This is a genomic window from [Mycobacterium] stephanolepidis (assembly GCF_002356335.1).
Classification (GTDB): Bacteria; Actinomycetota; Actinomycetes; order Mycobacteriales; family Mycobacteriaceae; genus Mycobacterium; species Mycobacterium stephanolepidis.
Genome location: NZ_AP018165.1, coordinates 4,062,644 through 4,084,241, shown reverse-complemented (window position 1 = coordinate 4,084,241; position 21,598 = coordinate 4,062,644). Strand labels below are relative to the sequence as shown.

At 64.4% G+C, this 21,598-nt stretch carries 26 protein-coding genes and 2 pseudogenes; 17 read left to right on the top strand and 11 right to left on the bottom strand.

Going from position 1 to position 21,598, the window contains the following annotated elements; genetic code table 11:
• Positions 1–10 precede the first annotated feature (10 nt).
• Positions 11–382 carry a nitroreductase family deazaflavin-dependent oxidoreductase gene (locus MSTE_RS20430; protein WP_075908014.1) on the bottom strand — a complete coding sequence of 124 codons (372 nt, stop codon included), beginning with the start codon at positions 380–382 and terminating at the stop codon, positions 11–13.
• A gap of 21 nt (positions 383–403) precedes the next feature.
• Here MSTE_RS20430 and MSTE_RS20425 point away from each other — a divergent pair, with 21 nt between their 5' ends.
• The 8 genes from MSTE_RS20425 to MSTE_RS20390 all read left to right on the top strand — a co-directional run bounded on the left by MSTE_RS20425 (position 404) and on the right by MSTE_RS20390 (position 8,343).
• Positions 404–793, top strand: a complete 390-nt coding sequence (locus MSTE_RS20425; protein WP_096503952.1) for a nitroreductase family deazaflavin-dependent oxidoreductase — start codon at positions 404–406, stop codon at positions 791–793.
• A 52-nt stretch (positions 794–845) separates the two neighbouring features.
• Positions 846–2,150 carry a glutamate-1-semialdehyde 2,1-aminomutase gene (gene hemL / locus MSTE_RS20420; RefSeq protein WP_162291475.1) on the top strand — a complete coding sequence of 435 codons (1,305 nt, stop codon included), beginning with the start codon at positions 846–848 and terminating at the stop codon, positions 2,148–2,150.
• 9 nt (positions 2,151–2,159) lie between these two features.
• Complete coding sequence (locus MSTE_RS20415) at positions 2,160–2,762, top strand: histidine phosphatase family protein (RefSeq protein WP_096503948.1); 603 nt, start codon at positions 2,160–2,162, stop codon at positions 2,760–2,762.
• 3 nt (positions 2,763–2,765) lie between these two features.
• Positions 2,766–3,365: a TlpA disulfide reductase family protein gene (locus tag MSTE_RS20410; RefSeq protein WP_096503946.1), complete on the top strand. Its 600-nt coding sequence runs from the start codon at positions 2,766–2,768 to the stop codon at positions 3,363–3,365.
• Positions 3,362–4,153: a cytochrome c biogenesis CcdA family protein gene (locus tag MSTE_RS20405; protein ID WP_096503944.1), complete on the top strand. Its 792-nt coding sequence runs from the start codon at positions 3,362–3,364 to the stop codon at positions 4,151–4,153. The genes MSTE_RS20410 and MSTE_RS20405 overlap by 4 nt, the downstream gene beginning before the upstream one ends.
• Positions 4,153–5,751 (top strand): cytochrome c biogenesis protein ResB, encoded by a 1,599-nt coding sequence (resB, locus tag MSTE_RS20400; protein ID WP_096503942.1) that lies wholly within the window; start codon positions 4,153–4,155, stop codon positions 5,749–5,751. Before MSTE_RS20405 ends, resB begins: the two co-directional genes overlap by 1 nt.
• Positions 5,748–6,707: a c-type cytochrome biogenesis protein CcsB gene (ccsB, locus tag MSTE_RS20395; protein WP_096503940.1), complete on the top strand. Its 960-nt coding sequence runs from the start codon at positions 5,748–5,750 to the stop codon at positions 6,705–6,707. Before resB ends, ccsB begins: the two co-directional genes overlap by 4 nt.
• Before the next feature lie 250 nt (positions 6,708–6,957).
• Positions 6,958–8,343, top strand: coding sequence for a MinD/ParA family ATP-binding protein (locus MSTE_RS20390; RefSeq protein ID WP_162291694.1), 1,386 nt, complete (start codon positions 6,958–6,960; stop codon positions 8,341–8,343).
• A 35-nt stretch (positions 8,344–8,378) separates the two neighbouring features.
• Here MSTE_RS20390 and MSTE_RS25250 read toward each other — a convergent pair whose 3' ends face one another.
• Positions 8,379–8,540 carry a hypothetical protein gene (locus MSTE_RS25250; RefSeq protein ID WP_044105092.1) on the bottom strand — a complete coding sequence of 54 codons (162 nt, stop codon included), beginning with the start codon at positions 8,538–8,540 and terminating at the stop codon, positions 8,379–8,381.
• A gap of 76 nt (positions 8,541–8,616) precedes the next feature.
• Between MSTE_RS25250 and MSTE_RS20380 the strand changes: the two genes are divergently transcribed.
• A complete protein-coding gene (locus MSTE_RS20380) occupies positions 8,617–8,928 on the top strand; it encodes a DUF4229 domain-containing protein (protein ID WP_096503936.1) in 312 nt (103 codons plus the stop codon).
• A gap of 26 nt (positions 8,929–8,954) precedes the next feature.
• Here the strand turns inward: MSTE_RS20380 and MSTE_RS25905 are convergent.
• Positions 8,955–9,158 (bottom strand): annotated as a pseudogene (locus tag MSTE_RS25905) (hypothetical protein); the annotation flags it as partial.
• On the opposite strand from MSTE_RS25905, the pseudogene MSTE_RS20370 reads away from it, so the two are divergent.
• The 3 genes and pseudogenes from MSTE_RS20370 to MSTE_RS20360 form a co-directional block, all read left to right on the top strand.
• Positions 9,113–9,916 (top strand): annotated as a pseudogene (locus MSTE_RS20370) (cytochrome P450); the annotation flags it as partial. The pseudogenes MSTE_RS25905 and MSTE_RS20370 overlap by 46 nt on opposite strands.
• A gap of 54 nt (positions 9,917–9,970) precedes the next feature.
• On the top strand, positions 9,971–10,192 hold the full coding sequence (locus MSTE_RS20365; protein ID WP_096503934.1) for a sigma-70 RNA polymerase sigma factor region 4 domain-containing protein: 222 nt from the start codon (positions 9,971–9,973) through the stop codon (positions 10,190–10,192).
• Between the two features lie 6 nt (positions 10,193–10,198).
• Entirely contained in the window at positions 10,199–10,780 is a 582-nt protein-coding gene (locus MSTE_RS20360; RefSeq protein ID WP_162291474.1) for a Clp protease N-terminal domain-containing protein, read from the top strand.
• Between the two features lie 867 nt (positions 10,781–11,647).
• Here MSTE_RS20360 and MSTE_RS20355 read toward each other — a convergent pair.
• Positions 11,648–12,520 carry a 1,4-dihydroxy-2-naphthoate polyprenyltransferase gene (locus tag MSTE_RS20355; protein WP_096503932.1) on the bottom strand — a complete coding sequence of 291 codons (873 nt, stop codon included), beginning with the start codon at positions 12,518–12,520 and terminating at the stop codon, positions 11,648–11,650.
• Positions 12,521–12,556: 36 nt separating this feature from the next.
• Complete coding sequence (locus MSTE_RS20350; RefSeq protein ID WP_162291473.1) at positions 12,557–13,174, bottom strand: superoxide dismutase; 618 nt, start codon at positions 13,172–13,174, stop codon at positions 12,557–12,559.
• Between the two features lie 443 nt (positions 13,175–13,617).
• Here MSTE_RS20350 and MSTE_RS20345 point away from each other — a divergent pair, with 443 nt between their 5' ends.
• On the top strand, positions 13,618–14,391 hold the full coding sequence (locus MSTE_RS20345; protein WP_096506163.1) for an S-methyl-5'-thioadenosine phosphorylase: 774 nt from the start codon (positions 13,618–13,620) through the stop codon (positions 14,389–14,391).
• Here MSTE_RS20345 and MSTE_RS20340 read toward each other — a convergent pair.
• On the bottom strand, positions 14,388–14,885 hold the full coding sequence (locus tag MSTE_RS20340) for a pyridoxamine 5'-phosphate oxidase family protein (protein WP_096503928.1): 498 nt from the start codon (positions 14,883–14,885) through the stop codon (positions 14,388–14,390). The genes MSTE_RS20345 and MSTE_RS20340 overlap by 4 nt on opposite strands.
• A 52-nt stretch (positions 14,886–14,937) precedes the next feature.
• Here MSTE_RS20340 and MSTE_RS20335 point away from each other — a divergent pair, with 52 nt between their 5' ends.
• The gene (locus tag MSTE_RS20335) at positions 14,938–15,396 is read left to right on the top strand and encodes an SRPBCC family protein (RefSeq protein WP_096506161.1); all 459 of its coding nucleotides are present in this window, start codon (positions 14,938–14,940) and stop codon (positions 15,394–15,396) included.
• On the opposite strand, the gene MSTE_RS20330 is transcribed toward MSTE_RS20335, so the two are convergent.
• From MSTE_RS20330 to MSTE_RS20320, 3 genes are read right to left on the bottom strand one after another with little or no spacing between them, the layout of a single operon-like run.
• Positions 15,397–15,915 carry a cupin domain-containing protein gene (locus MSTE_RS20330; RefSeq protein ID WP_096503926.1) on the bottom strand — a complete coding sequence of 173 codons (519 nt, stop codon included), beginning with the start codon at positions 15,913–15,915 and terminating at the stop codon, positions 15,397–15,399.
• Positions 15,916–15,948: 33 nt separating this feature from the next.
• Complete coding sequence (gene menE, locus MSTE_RS20325) at positions 15,949–17,097, bottom strand: o-succinylbenzoate--CoA ligase (protein ID WP_096503924.1); 1,149 nt, start codon at positions 17,095–17,097, stop codon at positions 15,949–15,951.
• Positions 17,094–17,435, bottom strand: coding sequence for a DUF3349 domain-containing protein (locus MSTE_RS20320; RefSeq protein ID WP_030096546.1), 342 nt, complete (start codon positions 17,433–17,435; stop codon positions 17,094–17,096). The genes menE and MSTE_RS20320 overlap by 4 nt, the downstream gene beginning before the upstream one ends.
• Before the next feature lie 260 nt (positions 17,436–17,695).
• Here MSTE_RS20320 and MSTE_RS20310 point away from each other — a divergent pair, with 260 nt between their 5' ends.
• Positions 17,696–18,979 carry an inorganic phosphate transporter gene (locus MSTE_RS20310; protein ID WP_096503922.1) on the top strand — a complete coding sequence of 428 codons (1,284 nt, stop codon included), beginning with the start codon at positions 17,696–17,698 and terminating at the stop codon, positions 18,977–18,979.
• Between the two features lie 30 nt (positions 18,980–19,009).
• Positions 19,010–19,291 carry a hypothetical protein gene (locus MSTE_RS20305; RefSeq protein ID WP_096503920.1) on the top strand — a complete coding sequence of 94 codons (282 nt, stop codon included), beginning with the start codon at positions 19,010–19,012 and terminating at the stop codon, positions 19,289–19,291.
• A gap of 29 nt (positions 19,292–19,320) precedes the next feature.
• On the opposite strand, the gene MSTE_RS20300 is transcribed toward MSTE_RS20305, so the two are convergent.
• Together MSTE_RS20300 and MSTE_RS20295 are read right to left on the bottom strand one after the other, a co-directional pair.
• Positions 19,321–19,707, bottom strand: a complete 387-nt coding sequence (locus MSTE_RS20300) for a VOC family protein (protein WP_057964836.1) — start codon at positions 19,705–19,707, stop codon at positions 19,321–19,323.
• A 28-nt stretch (positions 19,708–19,735) separates the two neighbouring features.
• Positions 19,736–20,620: an SDR family oxidoreductase gene (locus MSTE_RS20295; protein ID WP_057967863.1), complete on the bottom strand. Its 885-nt coding sequence runs from the start codon at positions 20,618–20,620 to the stop codon at positions 19,736–19,738.
• A gap of 132 nt (positions 20,621–20,752) precedes the next feature.
• Between MSTE_RS20295 and MSTE_RS20290 the strand changes: the two genes are divergently transcribed.
• Positions 20,753–21,589 carry an SDR family oxidoreductase gene (locus MSTE_RS20290; protein ID WP_096503918.1) on the top strand — a complete coding sequence of 279 codons (837 nt, stop codon included), beginning with the start codon at positions 20,753–20,755 and terminating at the stop codon, positions 21,587–21,589.
• Positions 21,590–21,598: the final 9 nt, after the last annotated feature.

The window sequence follows — 21,598 nt, the reverse complement described above, 5'->3', positions numbered from 1 at the left end:
CAGGGGAGAGCTACGCGTAGGTCAGCAGCACGGCCTGATCGAACGGGAGCTTTCCGAATGCGCGACTCTTGACCAGTGCCGCCGCCTCATCCCGGCCGACCACGCGCGGATTGACGACGTCGTGGGTCTTCCCACGGCGCACGATCCTGCCGCCACCGGCCGCATTGAGGTTCTTCAGCCAGTCCCGATCCGGGCCATAGGTCAGCAAAATGGCCACGCCGTCGGGGGTCTTGAAGGCGGTGACGGGCGTCCTGAACTCCTTGCCCGACTTGCGGCCCTTGTGCTCGATGATGGCGAAGCTCGGGGCCCAGCCCGCCCACAACCGCTGGACGGGGTTGGTGACGTACTTGTTGAAGCGCGCGACCGATTGCGGTATCTGCATACCACCATCAAACTGTGATCCATGGCATACCTCAAGCCCCCATGGTTCGTGCGCAAGGTCTTCAACCGGGTGGCGATGGTCGCCAATATCGGCGAGACGCTCACGATCACCAAGCGGGTCAGTGGCGAGCCGCAGCAGATCCCGGTCGCGACCGTGGACGTCGATGGCATCAAGTACCTGGTGTCCACCCGTGGCGAGAGTCAATGGGTCAAGAACATCAGGGCTAACCCGCAGGTGACACTCACCGTCAAGGGTGCCACCACGGCATACACGGCCACGGAGATCCCGGTCGCCGACCGCGCGCCCATCATCGCCGCCTACAAGCCCAAGGCCGGGAAGGTTGTGGACGGCTACTTCGCCCAGCTGCCCGACGATGCCGATCACCCCACTTTTGCTTTGAGACCTGCCTGATCCACTACACCCTGTAGTGGACGATTTGGCGCCAGCTGAGACACTGGATGCCGTGCCTGACGAGACAGCCAACTCCGCACGTCTGTTCGCCGACGCCTCGGCCGTTATCCCAGGTGGAGTGAACTCGCCGGTGCGTGCCTTCGCGGCGGTCGGTGGTGTCCCGCGGTTCATCAAATCCGGCGCCGGATGCTGGCTCACCGATGTCGACGACAACCGGTACGTGGACCTGGTCTGCTCCTGGGGTCCGCTGATCCTCGGCCACGCACACCCCGCCGTGGTGGAGGCCGTGCAACGGGCCGCCAAGGACGGGCTGTCCTACGGTGCACCCGTCGAGGGTGAGATCGAGCTCGCTCGCGAGCTCATCGATCGCGTGCAGCCGGTGGAAAAGGTGCGTCTGGTCAACTCCGGAACCGAGGCCACCATGAGTGCTGTGCGCCTGGCTCGCGGATTCACCGGGCGGCCCAAGATCGTCAAGTTCGCCGGTTGTTACCACGGGCATGTGGACGCCCTGCTGGCCGATGCCGGTTCCGGTGTGGCCACTCTGGGCCTGCCTTCCTCGCCCGGTGTCACCGGCGCCTCCGCGGCCGACACCATCGTGTTGCCGTACAACGACATCGGTGCCGTGGCCCGCACCTTCGCCGAACAGGGCGATCAGATCGCCGCTGTCATCACCGAGGCGGCCGCCGGCAACATGGGCACCGTCGCGCCCGCACCGGATTTCAACACCGGACTGCGGCGCATCACCCAAAACCACGGCGCGCTGCTCATCATGGACGAGGTCATGACGGGTTTCCGCGTCAGCCGTTCAGGGTGGTTCGGCATCGACCAGGTAGCCGGGGATCTGGTGACATTCGGCAAGGTGATGAGCGGTGGCATGCCCGCCGCGGCGTTCGGTGGTCGCGCCGACATCATGGAGCGTCTGGCCCCGCTGGGGCCGGTGTATCAGGCGGGCACGTTGTCGGGCAACCCGATCGCTGTTGCCGCAGGGCTGGCCTCTTTGCGTGCGGCAGATGCGAAAGCCTATGAAACGCTTGATCGTAACGCCGATGCGCTCATCGCCCTGATTACCGCGGCTCTGGATGCCGAGGGGGTGGCGCACCAGATCGGCCGCGCAGGCAACATGTTCAGCCTCTTCTTCGGCGCCGAGCCGGTGCATGACTTCGAGAGTGCCAAGGCCACCGACACCTGGCGCTATCCCGCATTTTTCCATGCACTGCTGAGTCGCGATGTGTACGCGCCGCCGAGCGCGTTCGAGACCTGGTTCGTTTCCACCGCCCTCGATGACGAGGCGTTCGACCGCATTGCCGACGCTTTGCCCGCCGCTGCCCGTGCCGCGGCCTCTGTCGAGGAGAGGTAAGGAATTTCGATGAGCCGCACCACCGTTCATTTGATGCGCCATGGCGAGGTACACAACCCGGAGGGCATTCTGTACGGCCGGCTGCCCAATTTCCGGTTGTCGGACAAGGGTCAGGGACAAGCCGCGAAGGTGGCAGAGTCGCTGCAGGGCAACAAGATTGTGGCCGTGGTTGCCTCGCCGCTGCTGCGTGCTCAGCAGACTGCCACACCCATCGCCGAGGCGCACGGAATCACCATCGTGACCGACGACGACCTCATCGAGGCGGGCAACTCCTTTGAGGGTATGAAGGTGTCGGTGGGCGACGGCGCTTTGCGGGACCCCCGCAATTGGTGGAAGTTGCGCGACCCGTTCACCCCGTCCTGGGGAGAGCCTTATGCCGACATCGCGTTCCGGATGTCTGCGGCGATCGACCGCGCGCGCAGTCGCGCCGCGGGCGCCGAGGTGGTCTGCGTCAGCCATCAGCTGCCGGTGTGGACCGCCCGCCAACATCTGCTCGGCAAGCGACTGTGGCACGACCCCCGTAAGCGTCAGTGCAACGTCGCCTCACTCACCTCGCTGGTGTTCGACGGCGATGAGTTGGTCGATGTCGTGTACTCGGAACCGGCGGGGTAGCTCGTGCGACGTGTGGTCGCGGCGCTGGCCGCGCTGATTCTGCTCATCACCGGGTGCTCTACCGGTGATGATGCGGTGGCGCGCGGTGGGCAGTTTCAATTCGTCTCGCCGGGCGGCAAGACCGATATTTTCTACGATCCGCCCGAAGCGCGTCAGGCGCCCGGATCCATCGAGGGGCCGAACCTGCTGGACCCCACGAAGACGCTGTCGCTCAAGGATTTCGTCAACAAGGTTGTCGTCATCAATGTGTGGGGGCAATGGTGTGGGCCCTGCCGCTCGGAGTTCTCCGCGTTGGAGGACGTGTACAGGGCCACGCACGCGCAGGGTGTCGAGTTCCTGGGGATCAACGTGCGGGACAACGAGATCACCAAGGCGCAGGATTTCGTGACCGACCGCAAGGTGCCGTACCCGTCCATCTACGACCCGTCGATGCGCACACTCATCGCGTTCGGCAGGAAGTTCCCCACGGGAGCCATTCCCGCGACCCTGGTGCTGGACCGTCAGCACCGGGTGGCGGCGGTGTTCCTGCGGGAGTTGTTGACCCAGGACCTACAGCCCGCTGTGGAGCGGATAGCGAAAGAACCCGCAGGAGCCACGAAGTGATCCTCGCCGACGCCGGCTCCGCGTTCCAGGATGCGGCCACCAGCGGACCTCTGCTGTTGGCGCTGGGTGCCTGCGCGCTGGCTGGTCTGGTCTCGTTCGCCTCGCCGTGCGTGATCCCGCTCGTGCCCGGATATCTGTCCTACCTGGCGGCCGTGGTGGGCGCCGACGACAGATCGGTGAGCGGAGGCGGTGCTCGATCGCATCGTTTGCGCGTCACGGGCTCGGCATTGCTGTTCGTCGCGGGGTTCACCGCGGTGTTCCTGCTGGGGACGGTCGCCGTGATGGGTATGACAACCACGCTGATTACCAATCAGGTAGTGCTGCAACGCATCGGGGGAGTGATCACCATCGCGATGGGACTGGTGTTCATCGGTCTGGTGCCTGCGCTGCAGCGTGATTTCCGGTTCACACCGCGCCGCATCTCCACGGTGGCCGGAGCCCCATTGCTCGGTGCGGTGTTCGCCCTCGGGTGGACGCCATGTCTGGGGCCGACGCTCACCGGTGTGGTCGCGGTGGCCTCGGCCACCGAGGGCGCCGACGTGGCTCGCGGGATCGCGCTGGTGATCGCCTACTGCCTGGGGCTGGGAATCCCGTTCCTGCTGCTGGCCTTTGGTTCGGCTCGTGCGGTACGCGGTATGGACTGGCTGCGGCGGCACACCCGGACCATCCAGATCATCGGCGGTATCGCGCTGCTGGCGGTAGGGGTCGCGCTGGTTACCGGTGTCTGGGCCGATTTCGTTGCTTGGGTTCGTGATTCATTCGTTTCGGACGCGAGGTTGCCCATCTAGTGATGATCGCGAAGCGTCTTCTTGCCTATGTGCGCAACACCTGGCGCGGCCTGACCTCGATGGGTACGGCGCTGGCGTTGTTGGTGCTACTCGCACTCGGTGCGATACCCGGTGCGATGCTGCCGCAACGCGCGCTGAACCAGGCCAAGGTCGACGAATACCTGGCAGAGCATTCCACCATCGGCCCGTGGCTGGATCGTGTGCAGGCCTTCGATGTGTTCTCCAGCTTCTGGTTCACGGCGATCTACGTTCTGCTGTTCGTCTCGCTGGTGGGATGCATCATTCCCCGCACCGTCGAGCACGCCAAGGCTCTTCGCGCGCAGCCGGTTCCGGTGCCCCGGAACCTGGGACGGTTGCCCAAGCATCAGGAAAGGCTGGTGCGGGCCGACCTGTCCGATGTCGCGTCGACCATCGAGGGCCGGCTCCGGGGTTGGCGCAGAACCACCCGAGAGAAAGACGGGATCACCGAGATCTCGGCAGAGAAGGGCTATCTGCGCGAGTTCGGGAACCTGGTCTTTCACCTTTCCCTGGTCGGCCTGCTGGTCGCGTTCGCGGTCGGCAAGCTCTTCGGATACGAGGGCAATGTCATTGTCATTGCCAACAACGGTCCGGGATTCTGCTCGTCATCGCCGGCGGCCTTCGACTCGTTCCGGGCGGGCAATACCGTCGACGGCACCAACCTGGACCCCATATGCGTCAAGGTCAAAGACTTCAAGGCCACATATCTCGCCTCGGGGCAGGCGCATTCGTTCGAATCGCACATCGAGTACCAGGCCGGAGACGATCTCCAGAACAACGTGTGGCGGCCGGAGCGACTGGCCATGAACCATCCGCTGCGTGTCAACGGCAACCGCGTGTACCTGCTCGGTTACGGATACGCCCCCACGTTCACGGTGACCTTCCCGGACGGGCGCCGGCGCAGCGAGACCATCCAGTGGCGACCGGACGACCCCACCACGCTGCTGTCGTCCGGGGCCGTGCGTATCGATCCGCCTGCGGGCACCTACCCGGATCCCAACGTGCGCCGCAAGAATCAGATCGCCATCCAGGGTCTGTTCGCGCCCACAGAGCAACTGCACGGCACCCTGCTCTCGTCGAGTTTCCCCGAGATGCGTAAGCCTGCCGTGGCCATCAACATCTATCGCGGAGACACCGGGCTGGACTCGGGTCGCGCGCAGTCCATCTTCGAGCTCGACCCCCGCATGATCGAACAGAAGCGTCTCAATCAGGTGGCACGAGCGAATCTGCTGCCGGGACAGTCGGTCAAGCTCAACGACGGCACCATCGTCAAGTTCGACGGCGCCATCAACTTCGTGAACCTGCAGGTGTCGCGCGACCCTGCGCAACTGTGGGTTCTGGTCTTCGCGCTGACCATGATGGCGGGCCTGGTGGTGTCGCTCGTCATCAAGCGCCGTCGAGTCTGGGCGCGGCTGACCCCGGGCGCCACCGCAGGTACGGTAAATGTCGAGCTGGGAGGGCTGGCGCGCACCGACAGCTCCGGCTGGGGCGACGAATTCGAGCGGTTGTGCGACCGCTGCCTTGAGGATCTGCCTGTCGCCAGGGCCGGGAACGGCCACAAGGATGAGGATGCCGAATGAATTCGACCACTATCGATGTAGATCTGGCCAGGTTCTCCGACTACGCCTTCACCTCGGCGATCGTGGTCATGGTCGGTGCGCTGGTGCTGCTGGCCATCGAGCTGGCCTACCGGCAGAGCAACAAGACCGCGCAACGCGAGCTCGTCAGCTCCGGTGGCGAGGTGGTGTCCGCCGACGAGAATCAGCCGGGCCTGGTGGTGCCGAAGGGCAAGCGCCCCCTGGGTGAGAGGGTCGGCGGCGCCGGGCTGGCGCTGGTGTACCTGGGCATTGGATTGCTGCTGGTCTGCATCGTGCTGCGTGGTGTGGCCACCACCCGGGTGCCCTGGGGCAACATGTACGAATTCATCAACCTGACGTGTGCGTGCGGCCTGGTCACCGCGGCGGTGGTGCTCCGTAAACGCTACGACCGCACGCTGTGGGTCTTCGTGCTGATTCCGGTGCTGATTCTGCTGACGGTGTCCGGCCGGTACCTCTATACCTACGCCGCGCCGGTGATGCCCGCGCTGCAGTCCTACTGGCTACCCATCCACGTGTCAGTGGTCAGTCTCGGGTCAGGTGTGTTCTTGGTGGCGGGGGTGGCGAGCATCCTGTTCCTGCTCAAGATGTACTTCCCGGACAACACCCTGGTGCAGCGGCTCCCCGATGCCCAGTCGCTGGACCGGCTGGCGTATCGGACGACCATCTTCGGATTCCCCATCTTCGGGTTCGGCGTGATTTTCGGTGCCATCTGGGCCGAGGAGGCGTGGGGGCGGTTCTGGGCCTGGGACCCCAAGGAGACCGTGTCCTTCATCGCCTGGGTCATCTATGCCGCCTACCTGCACGCACGGTCCACTGCCGGGTGGCGGGACAGGAAGGCGGCGTGGATCAACGTGGCTGGATTCGTGGCCATGGTGTTCAACCTCTTCTTCGTCAACCTGGTCACTGTCGGTCTTCACTCGTACGCTGGGGTGAGCTAGGCGGGGGTCCGCGGGAACTGTTCCGCCAGATCGGTTCATCACACCTGCGATAGGGTGCGATGCTGAGTCCTTCTGAACAGTTGCTCCGGGCTCTCCGTGTCCGAGCCGCATATCCAACCAATGCATTGGGGGATCGATGTCTGACTATCCCGCGCACCGCGCGCCGGATGGACCGTCGCCTTACGCCGACGAGGCGCAGGGTGGACCGACGGCCCCGCCTTGGGCAGCGCAGGAGCCCGCGCAGCCGGTGATGTACGGCCAGAGCGTGCCACAGCAGCCGCATGAGATGACCCAACAGTTCCAGGCGGTCCCGTACCAGGATCCGTTCGCGCCGCAGCAGGACATCGCGGGCCTCGGCCGCGATCCCTCGGTGCCATCGCTCAACACTCTCGGTGGCTCGTTCGCACCGCTGGACTTCACGCCGTCCGGTGGACAGGACAGTCCCGATCCCACCGCGATCGGCGCGGCCGGATCGTCGGGCGGCTTCCGCGCCGACAATCGATTCAGCGATTCGGGCGAGTCACCCGCGCAGTCGACCCCCTTCACCGCGGATCGCTGGGCCAGTGACACCCCCGCCTCGGGTATTCCTCAGCAAGCTCAGCAGCCTCCGCTCGGTGGTTCTCGCTACTACACCCCGGTGGGTGGCCAGCAGACCGGTATCGGTGCCCAGATTCGGCCCGAGCTACCGCCCTCCTCGCGTGACTTGTCCACCTCCGCACTGCTGCGCCCACACAAACCGGCGCCGTCCGCAGGCTGGCGCAAGACCGTCTACCGTGCGTCTTTCGGGACGATCAACCTCGGCGAGGGCACCAAGAAGACCGAGGAAAACGACCTCGTCGCCCAGGTGAACCAGCCGTTGCAGGGCTGCTACAAGATCGCGCTGCTGAGCCTTAAGGGAGGCGTCGGTAAGACCACCGTCACCGCGACTCTCGGCGCCACCTTCGCCTCCATTCGTGGTGACCGCGTCATCGCCGTCGACGCGAACCCGGACCGCGGCACGCTGAGCCAGAAGGTTCCGCTGGAGACGCCGGCGACAGTGCGTCACCTGCTGCGGGACGCCAATTCGATTCAGCGTTACAGCGATGTCCGCAGTTACACCTCGCAGGGGCCGAGTCGCCTGGAGGTGCTCGCATCCGAAAGTGACCCGGCGGTCTCCGAGGCGTTCAGTGCCGAGGACTACGCACGCACACTGGAGATTCTTGAGCGCTTCTACAGCGTGGTGCTCACGGACTGCGGTACCGGACTCATGCACTCCGCGATGTCCTCGGTGCTGGAGCAGGCCGACACCCTCGTGGTCATCAGCTCCGGCTCGGTCGACGGTGCGCGTAGCGCCTCGGCCACCCTGGACTGGCTCGATGCGCATGGACATCGCGAGTTGGTGCGCCGTTCCGTTGCGGTGATCAACGCGGTGCGTCCACGTTCGGGCAAGGTCGACATGCAGAAGGTCGTCGATCACTTCTCCCGGCGGTGCCGTGCCGTGCGGTTGGTGCCGTTCGATCCGCACCTGGAAGAGGGCGCCGAGATCAGTCTGGACCGGTTGCGGCCTGCGACGCGTCGTTCGCTCATCGAGCTGGCCGCCGTCGTGGCGCAGGGGTTCACCGGGACACAGCGCCAGCAGCAGACGTTCCAGGGCTAGTCACTGGATCGGTGCGGCGACGGGCCGCGCAAGCGTCAGTGTTCGGACGGGCCGTCCTTGCTGATGCGCCAGAGAAAGTCGGGGTCGTCGTCGGGGCCGGTCACGCGAGTCTGCGGACGGGCGGGCACCGACTGACTGATCCGCCATCCGGCGTAGATCAGCGCGCCGAGTACGACCGCGATGAGCACGTAATACACAAGAGCCTCCTGAACAACTACCTCCGAATATACGCGCGGCCAATGTCGGTGTACGGCGCAGCGATAGGGTGGTGACGTGGCTGAACGGTCGCCGGGGAGCCGGCTCGCTATCGATATCGCGGTGTACACCCTGGCGCGATTGGGGCTCGCGGTCATCCTGACGCTCGTCATCTTCTGGGTGGCCCGGCTTATCGGGTACGAGGACTTCCCGCTGGCCATCGCGATCCTGTTCGCGCTGATCATCGCGCTGCCGTTGGGCATGGCGGTATTCGCGCCACTGCGTCGCCGGGTGACTGCCAGCATCGCCATCGTCGACGAGCGGCGCCGGGCCGACCGTGCGGATCTGCAAGCGCGGCTGCGTGGCGAAAAGCCGAAGGACTCCTCCTAAAGACACCGGGCAGACGCGGTGGCGCGTCATCCCAACATCCGCGCCGCCACCGCTGTCTGTCGTGCGGCGATGCGGGTGCGCCACTGCTGCGCCGATATTGCGCCATCTGCGTAGAACGGCAAGGTAGCCGGGAGACGGTCAAAATCCACCACCTCGGCGCGGGGGCCGTCTTCGTCGAGGATGGGCGATGATGGACCAGGGGCCGCCCGCGGATTTGTACACCGCCATCGCCCAGCCGCTGCCGATGATGGTGTTGTGCGAACTGCTCGGTGTGCCCTACGCGGACAGAGCCGAGTTTCGGGAATGGACCACGGCCGCATCGAATACCCGTGATCGGAGCTTGTCCGAGTGGGGGATGGGCCAGCTTTTCGTGTACGGGTTACAACTGGTGAGCCGTAAGCGGGAAGACCCGGGCGATGACGTGATCTCACGTCTCTGTGCCGTGGACGGTGTCGCCGACCACGAGATCGCCTCGCAATCGATGGCATTGCTTCTCGGGGGGCATGAGACCACCGTCGTCCAGCTCGGTCTGGCCGCACTGCTGTTGTTGGCGAATCCCGAACAGTGGGCTTTGCTTGTGGCGCAACCGGATCTGGTTCCCAATGCGGTGGAAGAGACCTTGCGCGCCTCGCGTACCGGCGGTGGTGAGATACCGCGGTACGCGCGCGAAGATCTCGACCTCGATGGGGTGCATATCGCTGCCGGAGACCTCCTCTTGCTGGATGTCGGTGCGGCCAATCACGATCGGGCCGTGTTCGGCGGCCCGGACCGGCTGGATGTCACCCGGCATACCGCGGCTCATGTCACGTTCGGGTACGGCGCGCGTTATTGCGTGGGCGCACCGCTGGCCCGGTTGCAGCTCGCCACGGTGCTCGGGCAGCTGGTTGAGCGGCTGCCCGGGCTGTACCTGCGTAAGGAGGTATCGGAACTGACGATGCGATCCGATCTGCTGACCGGGGGCCTGTTCGAGTTGCCTGTCGGCTGGTAAGTCATCTGTCAACTTTCCTTGACGCCTCATGTTTGTCAATCTATCTTGACAAGTATGAGCGATGTTCCGTCGGCCGATCTGGACGACGCCGTCAGTAGTACTGATCCGGCTGTGGGCCTGAGAGCTGTACAGGCGTTGCGGCGCTTGTGTGAACGACTGGAAGCAATACACGTCACCAATGCGCGCAACCAGGGCTGGAGCTGGCAGGCGATCGCCGAGGCTCTCGAAGTGAGCCGTCAGGCAGTGCATCAGAAATACAACCGCGCGAGGAAGTGAGCAGCCATGTTCGAGAAGTTCCAGAAGTCGGCCAAGGTCGCCGTGGTGCTGTCGCAAGAGGAGGCCCGAGAGATGGACGAATCGCGTATCGGGGCCGAGCATGTCCTGATCGGCGTGCTGGACAGTGCGGGCGGACCTCTTCTGGACCTGCTAGGTGGGTATGGGCTGACCGCCGACGCCGTGCGTGACCGGCTGCGCGCCGGATCGCAGGAGCCTCCGCTGGACGACGAGGACGCCCAGGCGCTCAAGGCCATCGGCATCGATTTGTCGCAGGTGCGTGACAGTGTGTCGAAAGTCTTCGGCCCCCAAGCCTTCGACAAGGCATTTGAGAAATCGGGGCGTCGCAAGGGGCGTGCCCGCGGGTGGCGCCCATTTGGGATGATCCCGTTCAGCTCCTCGGCCAAGAAGTGCCTGGAGCTGGCCTTACGGGAAGCCGTTGCGCACAAAGACAATTGGATCGGATGTGAGCACATGGTGCTGGGCATTCTGCGGGGTGGTGACCCGGTGGCGCTGGCCGTGATCACCGAGCGTGTGCCCGCCGATGAGCTGCGGCAGGCAGTGGCGGGACTGCTCGATCGGGCCGCCTAGCGGCACGAGGGGATTGCCCCGGGGGCATCGGGCATCGCGTTTGCGGAGACATGGGTTGGACCGCTTCAGATTGTGATGTGCGAGGCGGGTACCGGTCGGCCATGACCTGGGTAACTCGGCCGTTATCACTGAGACGTTTGATGGTCAATGGGCAGTCGGCCGGGGCCCCTCGTCGGAATCTACCGATATCAGCGAACCCGTCGCGTCGCCGCCATAGTGTGATGTCTTATGCCCAGGTAGTGGACGGTTGTAACCACATTGCGGGGCGCATACCCCTACCGGGGTAAGGGTTTGGTGACACTTTAACTTCAGATTGAGCCAAAGTGAACGGCAGGTGTACTGTGGATGACATACAAGCGGCGCCTAACGTTTTTCGTTGTTAGTGGTTTCCCGGGGGCCGCACCTGAATATGCGGACCTACGGAGTCACCATGTATGCACTTACCAAGACAAGAAACGTTCTTTGTTGTACGGCGTTGTTAGCCCTCCCGTTATTTGGGCTGGGGACACAGGGCGTCAGTGTTCTGCGCGAGCCGGCAGTGGGACAAACACTCGCGGGCCCTGCCGATCCGGTGACGCCAATACCCGGACCGGGTGTGGGCGATGGTTCACGCTGGTCGTTTACCAATCAGCAGCCCGGCAGGGATGGAAACACCGGGTGGGGAACGCTTCCGCACGGTCAGGGACATGCGTGCCAAAACAGCTGGGTGTTCTGCGATGCCACCGGTAACCCGAATCGCTCAGATCTACCCCCGGGCCTCACTCAGGGCGGCGGATGGGTAAGTGCACCGGACCATACCGGTGTGACCTGCCAAAACACCGGCGTTGTCTGTAAGAACTTCTCCTAAGACGTCACAGTCCGAGGGGTCTAGCTCAGCCAGGTCAGGGCTGAGGCGGTGAGAATCGCCCAGCCGAGCATGGCAAGGCCGGTGTCGCGCAATGTCGGGATCAGCTCCGGTCCTTGCGCTTTGGTGATGACTGGGCGTGCGGCCTTGACCATGAGGGGCAGCATCACCAGCCCCAACAGGTGCCACGGGTGGACGATACCCAGGCCGATGCTGACCAGAACCGGGACGGCGAGCAGCGCCGGGAACAGGATCCGGGTGCGTGCATCACCTAACCGGACGGCCAGCGTGATCTTGCCGGATTCGCGATCGGTGGGGATATCGCGAAGATTGTTGGCCACCAGTACGGCGCTGGAGAAGCTGCCGATTGCCACCGCCAGTGCCAGACCGATGGGGCTGACCGTCAAGGTCTGTACGTATTCGGTGCCCAGCACGGCCACCAGGCCGAAGAATATGAAGACGGCGATTTCGCCAAAACCACTGTATCCGTAGGGTTTCGAACCTCCGGTGTAGAACCAGGCGCCGGCGACGCATACGACGCCGACCGCCACCAGCCACCAGGCCGTGGTGATGGACAGCGCCAATCCCGCAGCGGCACCGAGGGTCAGGAATGCGATGGCGACGGTTTTGACCGCCGACGGCGATGCCAGCCGGGAGCCGACCAGTCGCAAGGGTCCCACCCGGTCGTCATCGGTTCCGCGAATTCCGTCCGAGTAGTCATTGGCGAAGTTGACGCCGATGATCATGCTTACCGATACGGCCAGGGCCAGCAGCGCCTTCCACCAGACGGGGCTACCGGCTGCCGCGGCGGCACCTGTGCCCGCGATGACCGGTGCCAGCGCGTTGGGCCAGGTACGGGGACGGGAACCTTCGATCCACTGCGCGATGCCGGCCATGCGGCCGATCCTGCCATGGCCGCGTCCGATTGCCTGCTACGGGAAGATGAGTCCTGCGGTCTTCGATACCGCTGCCGAGAAACGAGCCTGGACGTCGGCCCAGTTCACCACATTCCAGAAGGCCTTGATGTAGTCGGCCTTCACGTTCTTGTACTGCAGGTAGTAGGCATGTTCGAAGACGTCCAAGCCGAGAAGGGGAATCGTGCCGAACGGCACGTTGGCTTGTTGGTCGTACATCTGGAACGTCAGGAGTTTCTTGCCGAGGGTGTCGTATCCGAGCCATGCCCAGCCCGACCCCTGAACACCGTTGGCCGCCGCGGAGAACTGGTCGCGGAACTTGTCGAAGCTGCCGAACTGCTGATCGATGGCGGCTGCCAGGTCACCCTGCGGCTTATCGCCGCCATTCGGAGAGAGGTTCTTCCACCAGATCGAGTGGTTCACGTGGCCGCCGAGATTGAAGGCGAGATTCTTTTCCAGCAGCACGATTGCGGCGTTGTCGGCCTTCTCGCGGGCCTCGGCAAGCTGCTCCACGGCGTCGTTGGCACCCTTGACGTAGGCGGCGTGATGTTTGTCGTGGTGCAGTTGGTTGATTTCGCCGGAGATATGCGGCTCCAGGGCCGAGTAATCCCAGTCGAGATTCGGCAATGTATACACGCTGGTTTTCTCCTCTTTCGGCGGCGTACCTCCCCGCGGTTCATCGGCGCATGATGCGAGCGTGAGGGCTCCCGCGGCCGACGCGGTCAACATTAGGAATTGTCTTCGATGTAGTTGATGCCCAATCGAATTCACTCCTCCACGGTAGACGTGGTGGGGGATGCGTCAAGGTCGCCGGAGCGAGTCTGCCAGAACGGCGTTATTGACCGAAAAGCCCGATTTTCCGTCAGCAATTCGTATCTGATCCATGCCACTGCCGGGAACGGTGACATTCTCTACATTGTTGAGCGACAGCAACATTCAGTCGATTTCGTGGTGTGGTTGACAAGATGCCTGCCCAGATTTGTCGGGAACTGTTGCAGGTGTTTTGGCGACTAATTGTTTGAGGGTTGTGCAACGCACCCAATTGGCCGCAGGCCGGGGTGTTGCACGACAATGACGGCATGCTCGCGGTGATAGGTGGAAGCGGTTTCTATTCGTTCTTCGACAAACCGGTGCGGACCGTCACCCCGACGACGCCGTACGGTCAGCCCAGCGCGCCCATCACGGTTGGGCTGGTGGGAGAGCGTGAGGTGGCATTTCTGCCTCGGCACGGCAGTCGCCACGAGTTCTCGCCACACACTGTGCCCTACCGCGCCAATATGTGGGCGCTGCGCGCGCTCGGTGTGCGCCGGGTCTTTGCGCCGTGCGCGGTGGGCAGTCTCACCCCTGATCTGGGTCCTGGCACCATCGTGGTACCCGATCAGCTGGTCGATCGCACCAGTGGACGCGAGCAGACCTTCTTCGACAGCGGCGGTATCCATGTGGAATTCGCCGACCCGTACTGCCCGGGGTTGCGCGCCGTATCGCTGCAACCCGAGGCTGTGGATGGCGGCACGATGGTGGTGGTGCAGGGGCCGCGGTTCTCGACTCGGGCCGAAAGTCGCTGGTACGCCTCGCAGGGTTTCACCCTGGTCAACATGACGGGATACCCCGAGGCGGTGCTGGCTCGTGAACTCGAAATCTGCTATGCCGCAATCGCCTTGGTCACCGATCTGGACGCTGGAATTGAACACGGGCAAGGGGTCCGTGCGGTAGACGTGTTCGCCGAGTTCGAACGCAACATCGGCGGATTCAAGGATTTGGTGCGCTCCGCCGTCACCGCGACCGAATCCGTCGACACCTGCGGACACTGCCGCGCGCATGACGGCGTCACGCTGCCGATCGAGCTTCCCTAGCGGGCGTAACGCGTTTGTCCGTGTGGGTTCTTGGTAAAGGAAAGCACCTTCGACGGCGCCACCGTGTATACGACCGCGAACTGATCGCCCTCGCCGAAGCCGCCCTCACTCGGCGTGAATGTCCAATCTTCGCCGTACTTTTCGAGATATGCGTCTGCGAGACTCTGCAGGGCTGCGGCATCGGTGACGCGCTCGGCCGCTCCCTCGACCACGACGTCGTGACCGTCATTCCACGTATTGACACCGGTCGCGACGGCCACGGTGCGGTTCGCGTCGAGATTGCGGGCCTTCTGCTCGGTGGGGCCCGTGCAGAACACGAATGAGTCGTCACGCCACAGGCCGACGAGCGGAGTCATATGCGGGCTGCCGTCGGCGCGCACGGTGGTGATCCAGTACAGCTCGGCGGCGGCAAGCAGCGCCGACACGTCACTCCAGGCGGGTGCCGCCGCGCCGGGCTCGCTGAACCGCTGGTCGAAATGAGGGGTAAGGGTCATGGTCATACAGACCCGGCCCGTCACCGAGAATCATCGCGGGTACCGTAACGCCATGCGTGATTCGGTTACCGTGCACATCGCGGCTCCCGCCGACAAGATCTGGGAACTGGTCAGCGATATCACCAACACGGGAAAGTTCAGTCCAGAGACGTTCGAGGCCGAATGGCTCGACGGCGCCACCGGCCCCGCGGTGGGCGTGCGGTTCCGTGGCCATGTGAAGCGCAACCAGAAGGGGCCCGTCTACTGGACGGTGTGCCGGATCGTCGAGTGCGACCGCGATCGCTCCTTTGGTTTCGCCGTGCTCTGGCCCAACGGCAAGACGGTGAACACCTGGCGTTATCGCTTCGAGCCCGCCGGCGACGGCACCGATGTCACCGAATCCTTTGAACTGACACCGACATTGCCGCTGCGCATCTACTGGGCGCTGCTCGGCTGGGCGCGCGGACGCACCAACCGTAACGGCATGCGGGAGACCCTCAATCGGATCAAGGCGGTCGCCGAGGCCGCGTGACTATGGGGCATCCAGCGCCGACAGGCCACGCCCCGCAGACCACACCGCGCTTTCCACAAAGTGGTTGTCGTAGGTCTCCTGCGACGCCCGCAGCTCGCTGATATCGGCCTGGCTGTGCACGATTCGGTCCAGCAGCCGGAAGTAGTCGAAGCGCTGGACTCCGGGGGAGAGCACCGTGAAGATGTTGGCATGGCTGTCCGGTGTGGCAGCGAACGCGTGCGGCATCCGCTGAGGAACCAACAGCGTGTCGCCCTGTTCCAGAACCTCGATGCGATCTCCTGCCAGTAGTTCCAGTCGCCCCGACACCAGATAGAACAGCTCGGTGGATCGGGTGTGGAAGTGCGGCGCCGCGCCGTCGGCGCCTTTGGGCAGGTAGATGCTCAGGACGCTGACCGCCCCACCGGTCGCGTCGGAATCCATCACCAGCCCGGTCGCGTTCCCGGCTGCGGTGCTGAGGATCTCGCGATCACTGCGCCGAACCAGAGGCGCGCAGCCTGGCACAAACTCTTCACGTGTCATGGGACAACGCTATGAACTCAAGCGAGCTTGAGGTCAAGAGAAGCGTTTGACGAGAGCGCGGCGGTCTAGTTTCCCGATCCCGCGCCGGGGTAGTTCGTCGAGGAGATGCAACTCGCGCGGGGCGGCGGTGTCTTCCAGAGACGCGGTGACATGGGCCCGCAGATCCTCCAGCGTCGGAGTGCCCTCCGGCGAAGGCACCACCGCCACGGCGACGCGCTGGCCAAGCCGATCATCGGGTACGCCGAATACCGCGCATTCGGCGACCAGCGGGTGAGTGGCCAGGGCGGCCTCCACCACCTGCGGAACGACGGTGAGCCCGCCGGTGCCGATGGCCTCGTCCAGTCGACCCAGGACCCGCAGCCGGCCATCGTGCAGCTCGCCGAAGTCATCGGTGTGGAACCATCCGGGCTCCGCAAATGCCTTGTGGTTCAGAATATTTCGATAGCCCGATGCCACTGTGGCGCCACCGAGGCTGATCTGGCCCTCCGCTCCGATGCGCACCTGGACTCCGCTGAGTGCCACGCCGTCGTACACGCATCCGCCGCAGGTTTCGCTCATGCCGTAGGTCCGGATCACCGGGACACGCGCCTGCGCCGCCCTGATGGCGACGGGCGCGGGTAGCGGACCACCGCCCAAGAGGACCGCGTCAAAGGATGCGAGCGCCTCTGACGCGGCGGGGTCTTCCAATGCCTTGGCCAGCTGTATTGCCACCAAGGAGATGTATCGACGAGTTCCGGTCATCTCGGCGGCGGCGCGCACGAAGTCGGGTAGCGAAAAGCCCGTCGAGACGTCGAGGACCACGGGTTCGGTTCCCGCCTGGATGCTGCGCAGCAGCACCTGCATTCCGGCGATGTGATGGGGTGGCAGCGCCAGCAGCCATTGGCCGGCCCCGCCCAGGCGGGCGTGCGTCGCGGCACCACTGGCGGCCAGCGCATCCCCTGTGAGCATGGCGCCCTTGGGTTTTCCGGTGGTGCCGGAGGTTGACACCACCACCGCGACATCCTCGGCGATCGGTTCGTCGGCGGCGAGTTCGGAGGCGAGGAAATGTGCCTGATCGGCGTCATCGGCAGGTACGGGCAGCACTGCGTCGCCTCGACCGTCCAGCAGTTCCGCCAGGCGTGGGAGCAGGCCGAGCATGGTCTGCCCGCTGGGTACGGGCAGGGCGCGCAGTAACCGGGTCACGCCGGGTGGTCGGTGGCCTGACCGGAGCCCGGTTCGTCACGATGGTCCGCGGGCTCGCGCGGATCATCCAGGGGCCAACCCTTTTTCGCCAGTCGCTCGCGGACGCGCTCGATGTCGTCGCTGGTCGGCAGTTCATCGGTGACCTGGGTGATCAGCACGGCGATGTCGATGTTGTCGAAGTCGCCGCGGGCCATCAGTTCACGGGCCACGGTCTTGACCTCGTCATTACTCAACCTGCGGCCGAGCAATGCCAACAGCGGGACATAGTCCGGTGGCGGGACACCTTCGGGGTATCCCGCCCGAAGCCAGGTGACGATCTTGCTCAGAAATGCGTTCACGGCCTCAAACTCCTGTAGGGACGGGCGGCCGTCCTATTCGTATCGACTGGTACGGATGGTAGTGCTGTTGGTTGGTGTTGTCGCCAGGCAAAACTAACCGCAATCAGCCAAGAAGCCCGCGTGCAGTTCGAATAGTCAGCACCCGGAAGGTTAACGGAATGTGAACTCCTTGCGGGAAATATCAAACTGGCCGGTCAGCGCCCAAACTTGCCGGTCCATCAGCTGGTCAAAGTCAAGGCCTTTACCCCAGAATTAGCGCCATGGACGCAACCATGATCATTCTGGTGCTGTTGATCGCAACGGCACTGGCCTTCGACTTCACCAACGGGTTTCATGACACCGGTAACGCCATGGCGACGTCCATCGCAACGGGTGCGCTCAAGCCCAAGACCGCGGTTCTGCTCGCCGGCGTCCTGAACCTTGTCGGCGCCTTCCTCTCTGTCGAGGTCGCCGTCACGGTGACCACCTCGGTCATCAAGGTGCAAGACAGCAAGACTGGTCACCTGCTGCCCAACATCACCCCGTCCATGGGCCTGACGATCATCTTCGCCGGTCTCATCGGCGGCATTCTGTGGAACCTGCTGACCTGGCTCTTCGGTATTCCGTCCAGCTCGTCGCACGCGCTCTTCGGTGGCCTTATCGGTGCGGCCCTCGCCGCCATCGGCCTCTCGGGCGTGAAGTGGGACGGCATCCTGCAGAAGGTCATCATCCCCGCGTTCGCCGCACCCCTCATCGCGGGTCTGGTCGCCGCGGCCGGTACTTGGCTGGTCTACCGCCTCACCCGCAACGTGGTGAAGAAGCGCCGCGAAGAGGGCTTCCGCTGGGGCCAGATCGCCACCGCGTCCCTGGTTGCGCTATCGCACGGAACCAACGACGCACAGAAGACCATGGGCGTCATCGCCCTGGCGCTCATCACCACCGGCCACCTGACCGGAAACGTCAAGGAGACGGGCCTGCCGTTCTGGATCATCGCCAGCTGCGCGCTCGCGATCGGCCTCGGCACCTACCTCGGCGGGTGGCGCGTCATCCGCACCCTGGGCAAGGGCCTCGTCGAGATCGAGTCCCCGCAGGGTCTCGCGGCCGAAGCGTCCTCGGCCGCGATCATCCTGAGCTCCAGTGCCGCCGGTATGGCTCTGTCCACCACACACGTGGCCACCGGCTCCATCCTGGGCAGCGGTGTCGGCAAGCCCGGTGCCGAGGTGCGCTGGGCCGTGGCGGGTCGCATGGTGCTGGCCTGGCTGGTCACCTTGCCCGCCGCCGGTATCGTCGGCGCGCTGTCCTACTGGCTCTCCAAGGCCGTCGGCGACCTCACCACTCCGATGGTCGGTGACCTGATCATCTTCGCCCTGCTCGTCGTACTCTCCGGTTACATGTGGTGGCGTGCTCAGCAGGAGAAGGTCGACTCCAGCAACGTCAACGCCGATTGGGACGACTCCACCAACTCGGTGGTGCCCGCCGATGTCCGCGAGGCCAAGGCCGACGCGTCCGTCGAGGGCAAGGATGCCTCGAAGAAGGACTCCGCCAACGACACGGCCTCGGTCTAACCCAACCCCAGCGAAAAGAAGGAATCCTCAATGAACTACTTGGAAGCCATCGGCAAGGTGCTCGTTGTTGGGTTGGTCCTCGGTGCGGGCCTGCCCGCGGTCTTCGCGGCGGGCCTGGTCGCCTACTCCTCGGGTGTGGGCGGCGCCAATGACGACGGCACGGTCACCGCACCCAACCCGGCCGTGAAGTTCCTGGGGGTGGCGCTCTTCACTCTGGTCGGAGCGGTTGTCGTCCTCGCGCTGCTGTGGATCACCCGGACGACGATCATCCACCACACGGGCTTCGACTTCTTCCCGTTCGTCAAGAAGTAACGCGACCAACCAAAGACACCCGGCGGAAGCTACCGCCGGGTGTCTTTGCGTAGTGGGTGGTCCGGCGGTATCTGTACGAAGATCAGGGTGACGCCGTCGGGTGCTGCGACGTGCATTTCATGCAAGCCCCACGGCTCCTGCTGCGCGGCACGGCTTATCGAGGCGCCGCGACTCTCCAGGTCGGTCTGAGTCGCGTACACGTCGCGTACCTGGAGCCAGAGTGCACCCGGAAATGCGGTAAGGGGACCATCGGCGCGGCCGTGCCCAGCGATCTCGATGAGGGACTGTCCGGCGAAAAACACCATGCCGGCTCCGTAGTCGCGCGCGACGGCGAGCCCCAGGGTGTCCCGGTAGAACGCCAGCGTCGCGTCATAGTCCTTAGGCCGCAACAAAATTCGGCTGGACAATATCTCCATACCCGTGTGTATCACGGGCACGGAGATATTAAAGGGTTTCGCGCCCGGACATTGCCACCTTTGTCACCAGGCTAGGAGCCACCGCGTTGGTGGCGGCCGACATCACCGAGATTCGCGGGGCGATGCGCACCGGCCGGGTACGAGCTGCCAGCACCATCCACTCGGCGGCCTCCGCGGAGGTCAGCGCCGCCGCGTTGGTGTACGCCTCGGTCGGCGCGATCATCGGGGTGCGCACCAAGGGGAAGTAGAGAGTGCTGGTGTGCACGTTGTACTTGCCGTATTCGGCATCCACGATGCGGCTGACTGTCGAGAGTGCGGCCTTGGAGGCGTTGTACACCGCGAACTGCGGCACCACGTCCGTGAGCACTCCCCAGGTGGCCACGTTGATGATGTGGCCGCTGCGACGCTCGACCATGCCGGGGGCGAACCCGCGGATCAGTCGCAGGGGCGAGAAGTAGTTGAGCTGCATGGTCCGCTCGGCGTCATGCCAGCGATCCAGCGACTCGTAGGTCTTGCGCCGGATGGAGCGACCGGCATTGTTGACCAGGATGTCCACGCCGCCATGGCGTTCGTTCACGGTCTGCACCAGCTTGTCGATGGCGTCCAGGTCGGACAGGTCGCATGCGATGGCATCCGCGGTGCCGCCTGCGGCGGTGATGCGCGCGGCGACCTCGTTCAGCAGGTCTTCACGCCGTGCCACCACGATGACCTTGGCGCCGAGCTTGCCGAATTGGTACGCGGCCTCCTCGCCGATACCCGAGGACGCGCCGGTGATGAGGACGCGCTTGTCCTTGACCGAGACGCCGTAGTTCGCGTCGAACTTCGCCCGAATGAGCGATGGGCTGGGGAAAGGCTGCATCAGGGCGCGGGCAAAGGCGATGTTGAGTCGCTTGCTCACCGAGTTCTTACTCACGAGTAAGAACTGTATGCCCCCCGCGGTGAGTGCGAAATGCCGGGCCTGGGTGACTTAGGTCTCGAAGGTATGCCTTACCGACGGTGTCCTACGCTGGCCTCACTCATCCCCTATGACGACAAGGACGTGGCTATGGGATCGCTGGCGGGTAAGACCATCATCATGTCGGGAGGCAGCCGCGGCATCGGGCTGGCGATCGCACTCCGGGCCGCGCGTGACGGTGCGAATGTCGCGATCATGGCCAAGACGGCTGAGCCGCATCCGAAGCTTCCCGGCACCATCTACACCGCCGCCGAGGAGATCGAGGCCGCCGGTGGTCAGGCGCTGGCGATTCTCGGCGACGTTCGTGACGACGAGGTGGTTGCCTCGGCCGTGGCCCAGACGGTCGAGCGGTTCGGCGGGATCGACATTGTGGTCAACAATGCCAGTGCCTTGAATCTGGCTCCCTCGGAATCGATTTCGATGAAGGCCTACGATCTGATGCAGGACATCAACGCGCGGGGCTCCTTCTCACTGTCGAAGTCGGCGATCGGCGCGCTCAAGGAGGCGGACAACCCGCACATCCTGACCCTGTCGCCGCCGATCACGCTGGAACCCAAGTGGTTCGATCAGGCCACCACCGCGTACACGATCTCGAAGTTCTCCATGAGCCTGGTGGCCATCGGGCTGGCCCATGAATTGCGTGAGTACGGCATCGCGTCGAACTCGCTGTGGCCGCGCACCACGATCGACACCGCCGCCATCCGCAACATCCTCGGCGCAGAGCTGGTGGCCCGCTGTCGCTCGGCCGAGATCATGGCCGACGCCGCGTACGAGATCCTGATCAAGCCCAGCCGTGAGGTAACCGGAAACAGCTTCATCGACGACGAGGTGCTCACCGAGGCGGGTGTCACCGACTTCTCGAAGTACCGCCAATGTGCCGAAGAGGACCTCGAACTCGACTTCTGGATGGAACGCGCGGCGCGGTAGCCGCCCGCA

Coding starts and splice junctions, on each gene's coding strand:
- MSTE_RS20430 (WP_075908014.1), bottom strand. CDS start 382: ATGCAGATACCGCAATCGGTCGCGCGCTTCAACAAGTACGTCACCAAC.
- MSTE_RS20425 (WP_096503952.1), top strand. CDS start 404: ATGGCATACCTCAAGCCCCCATGGTTCGTGCGCAAGGTCTTCAACCGG.
- MSTE_RS20415 (WP_096503948.1), top strand. CDS start 2,160: ATGAGCCGCACCACCGTTCATTTGATGCGCCATGGCGAGGTACACAAC.
- ccsB (WP_096503940.1), top strand. CDS start 5,748: ATGAATTCGACCACTATCGATGTAGATCTGGCCAGGTTCTCCGACTAC.
- MSTE_RS20390 (WP_162291694.1), top strand. CDS start 6,958: ATGTACGGCCAGAGCGTGCCACAGCAGCCGCATGAGATGACCCAACAG.
- MSTE_RS20365 (WP_096503934.1), top strand. CDS start 9,971: ATGAGCGATGTTCCGTCGGCCGATCTGGACGACGCCGTCAGTAGTACT.
- MSTE_RS20360 (WP_162291474.1), top strand. CDS start 10,199: ATGTTCGAGAAGTTCCAGAAGTCGGCCAAGGTCGCCGTGGTGCTGTCG.
- MSTE_RS20355 (WP_096503932.1), bottom strand. CDS start 12,520: ATGGCCGGCATCGCGCAGTGGATCGAAGGTTCCCGTCCCCGTACCTGG.
- MSTE_RS20345 (WP_096506163.1), top strand. CDS start 13,618: ATGCTCGCGGTGATAGGTGGAAGCGGTTTCTATTCGTTCTTCGACAAA.
- MSTE_RS20340 (WP_096503928.1), bottom strand. CDS start 14,885: ATGACCCTTACCCCTCATTTCGACCAGCGGTTCAGCGAGCCCGGCGCG.
- MSTE_RS20335 (WP_096506161.1), top strand. CDS start 14,938: ATGCGTGATTCGGTTACCGTGCACATCGCGGCTCCCGCCGACAAGATC.
- MSTE_RS20330 (WP_096503926.1), bottom strand. CDS start 15,915: ATGACACGTGAAGAGTTTGTGCCAGGCTGCGCGCCTCTGGTTCGGCGC.
- MSTE_RS20310 (WP_096503922.1), top strand. CDS start 17,696: ATGGACGCAACCATGATCATTCTGGTGCTGTTGATCGCAACGGCACTG.
- MSTE_RS20305 (WP_096503920.1), top strand. CDS start 19,010: ATGAACTACTTGGAAGCCATCGGCAAGGTGCTCGTTGTTGGGTTGGTC.
- MSTE_RS20300 (WP_057964836.1), bottom strand. CDS start 19,707: ATGGAGATATTGTCCAGCCGAATTTTGTTGCGGCCTAAGGACTATGAC.
- MSTE_RS20290 (WP_096503918.1), top strand. CDS start 20,753: ATGGGATCGCTGGCGGGTAAGACCATCATCATGTCGGGAGGCAGCCGC.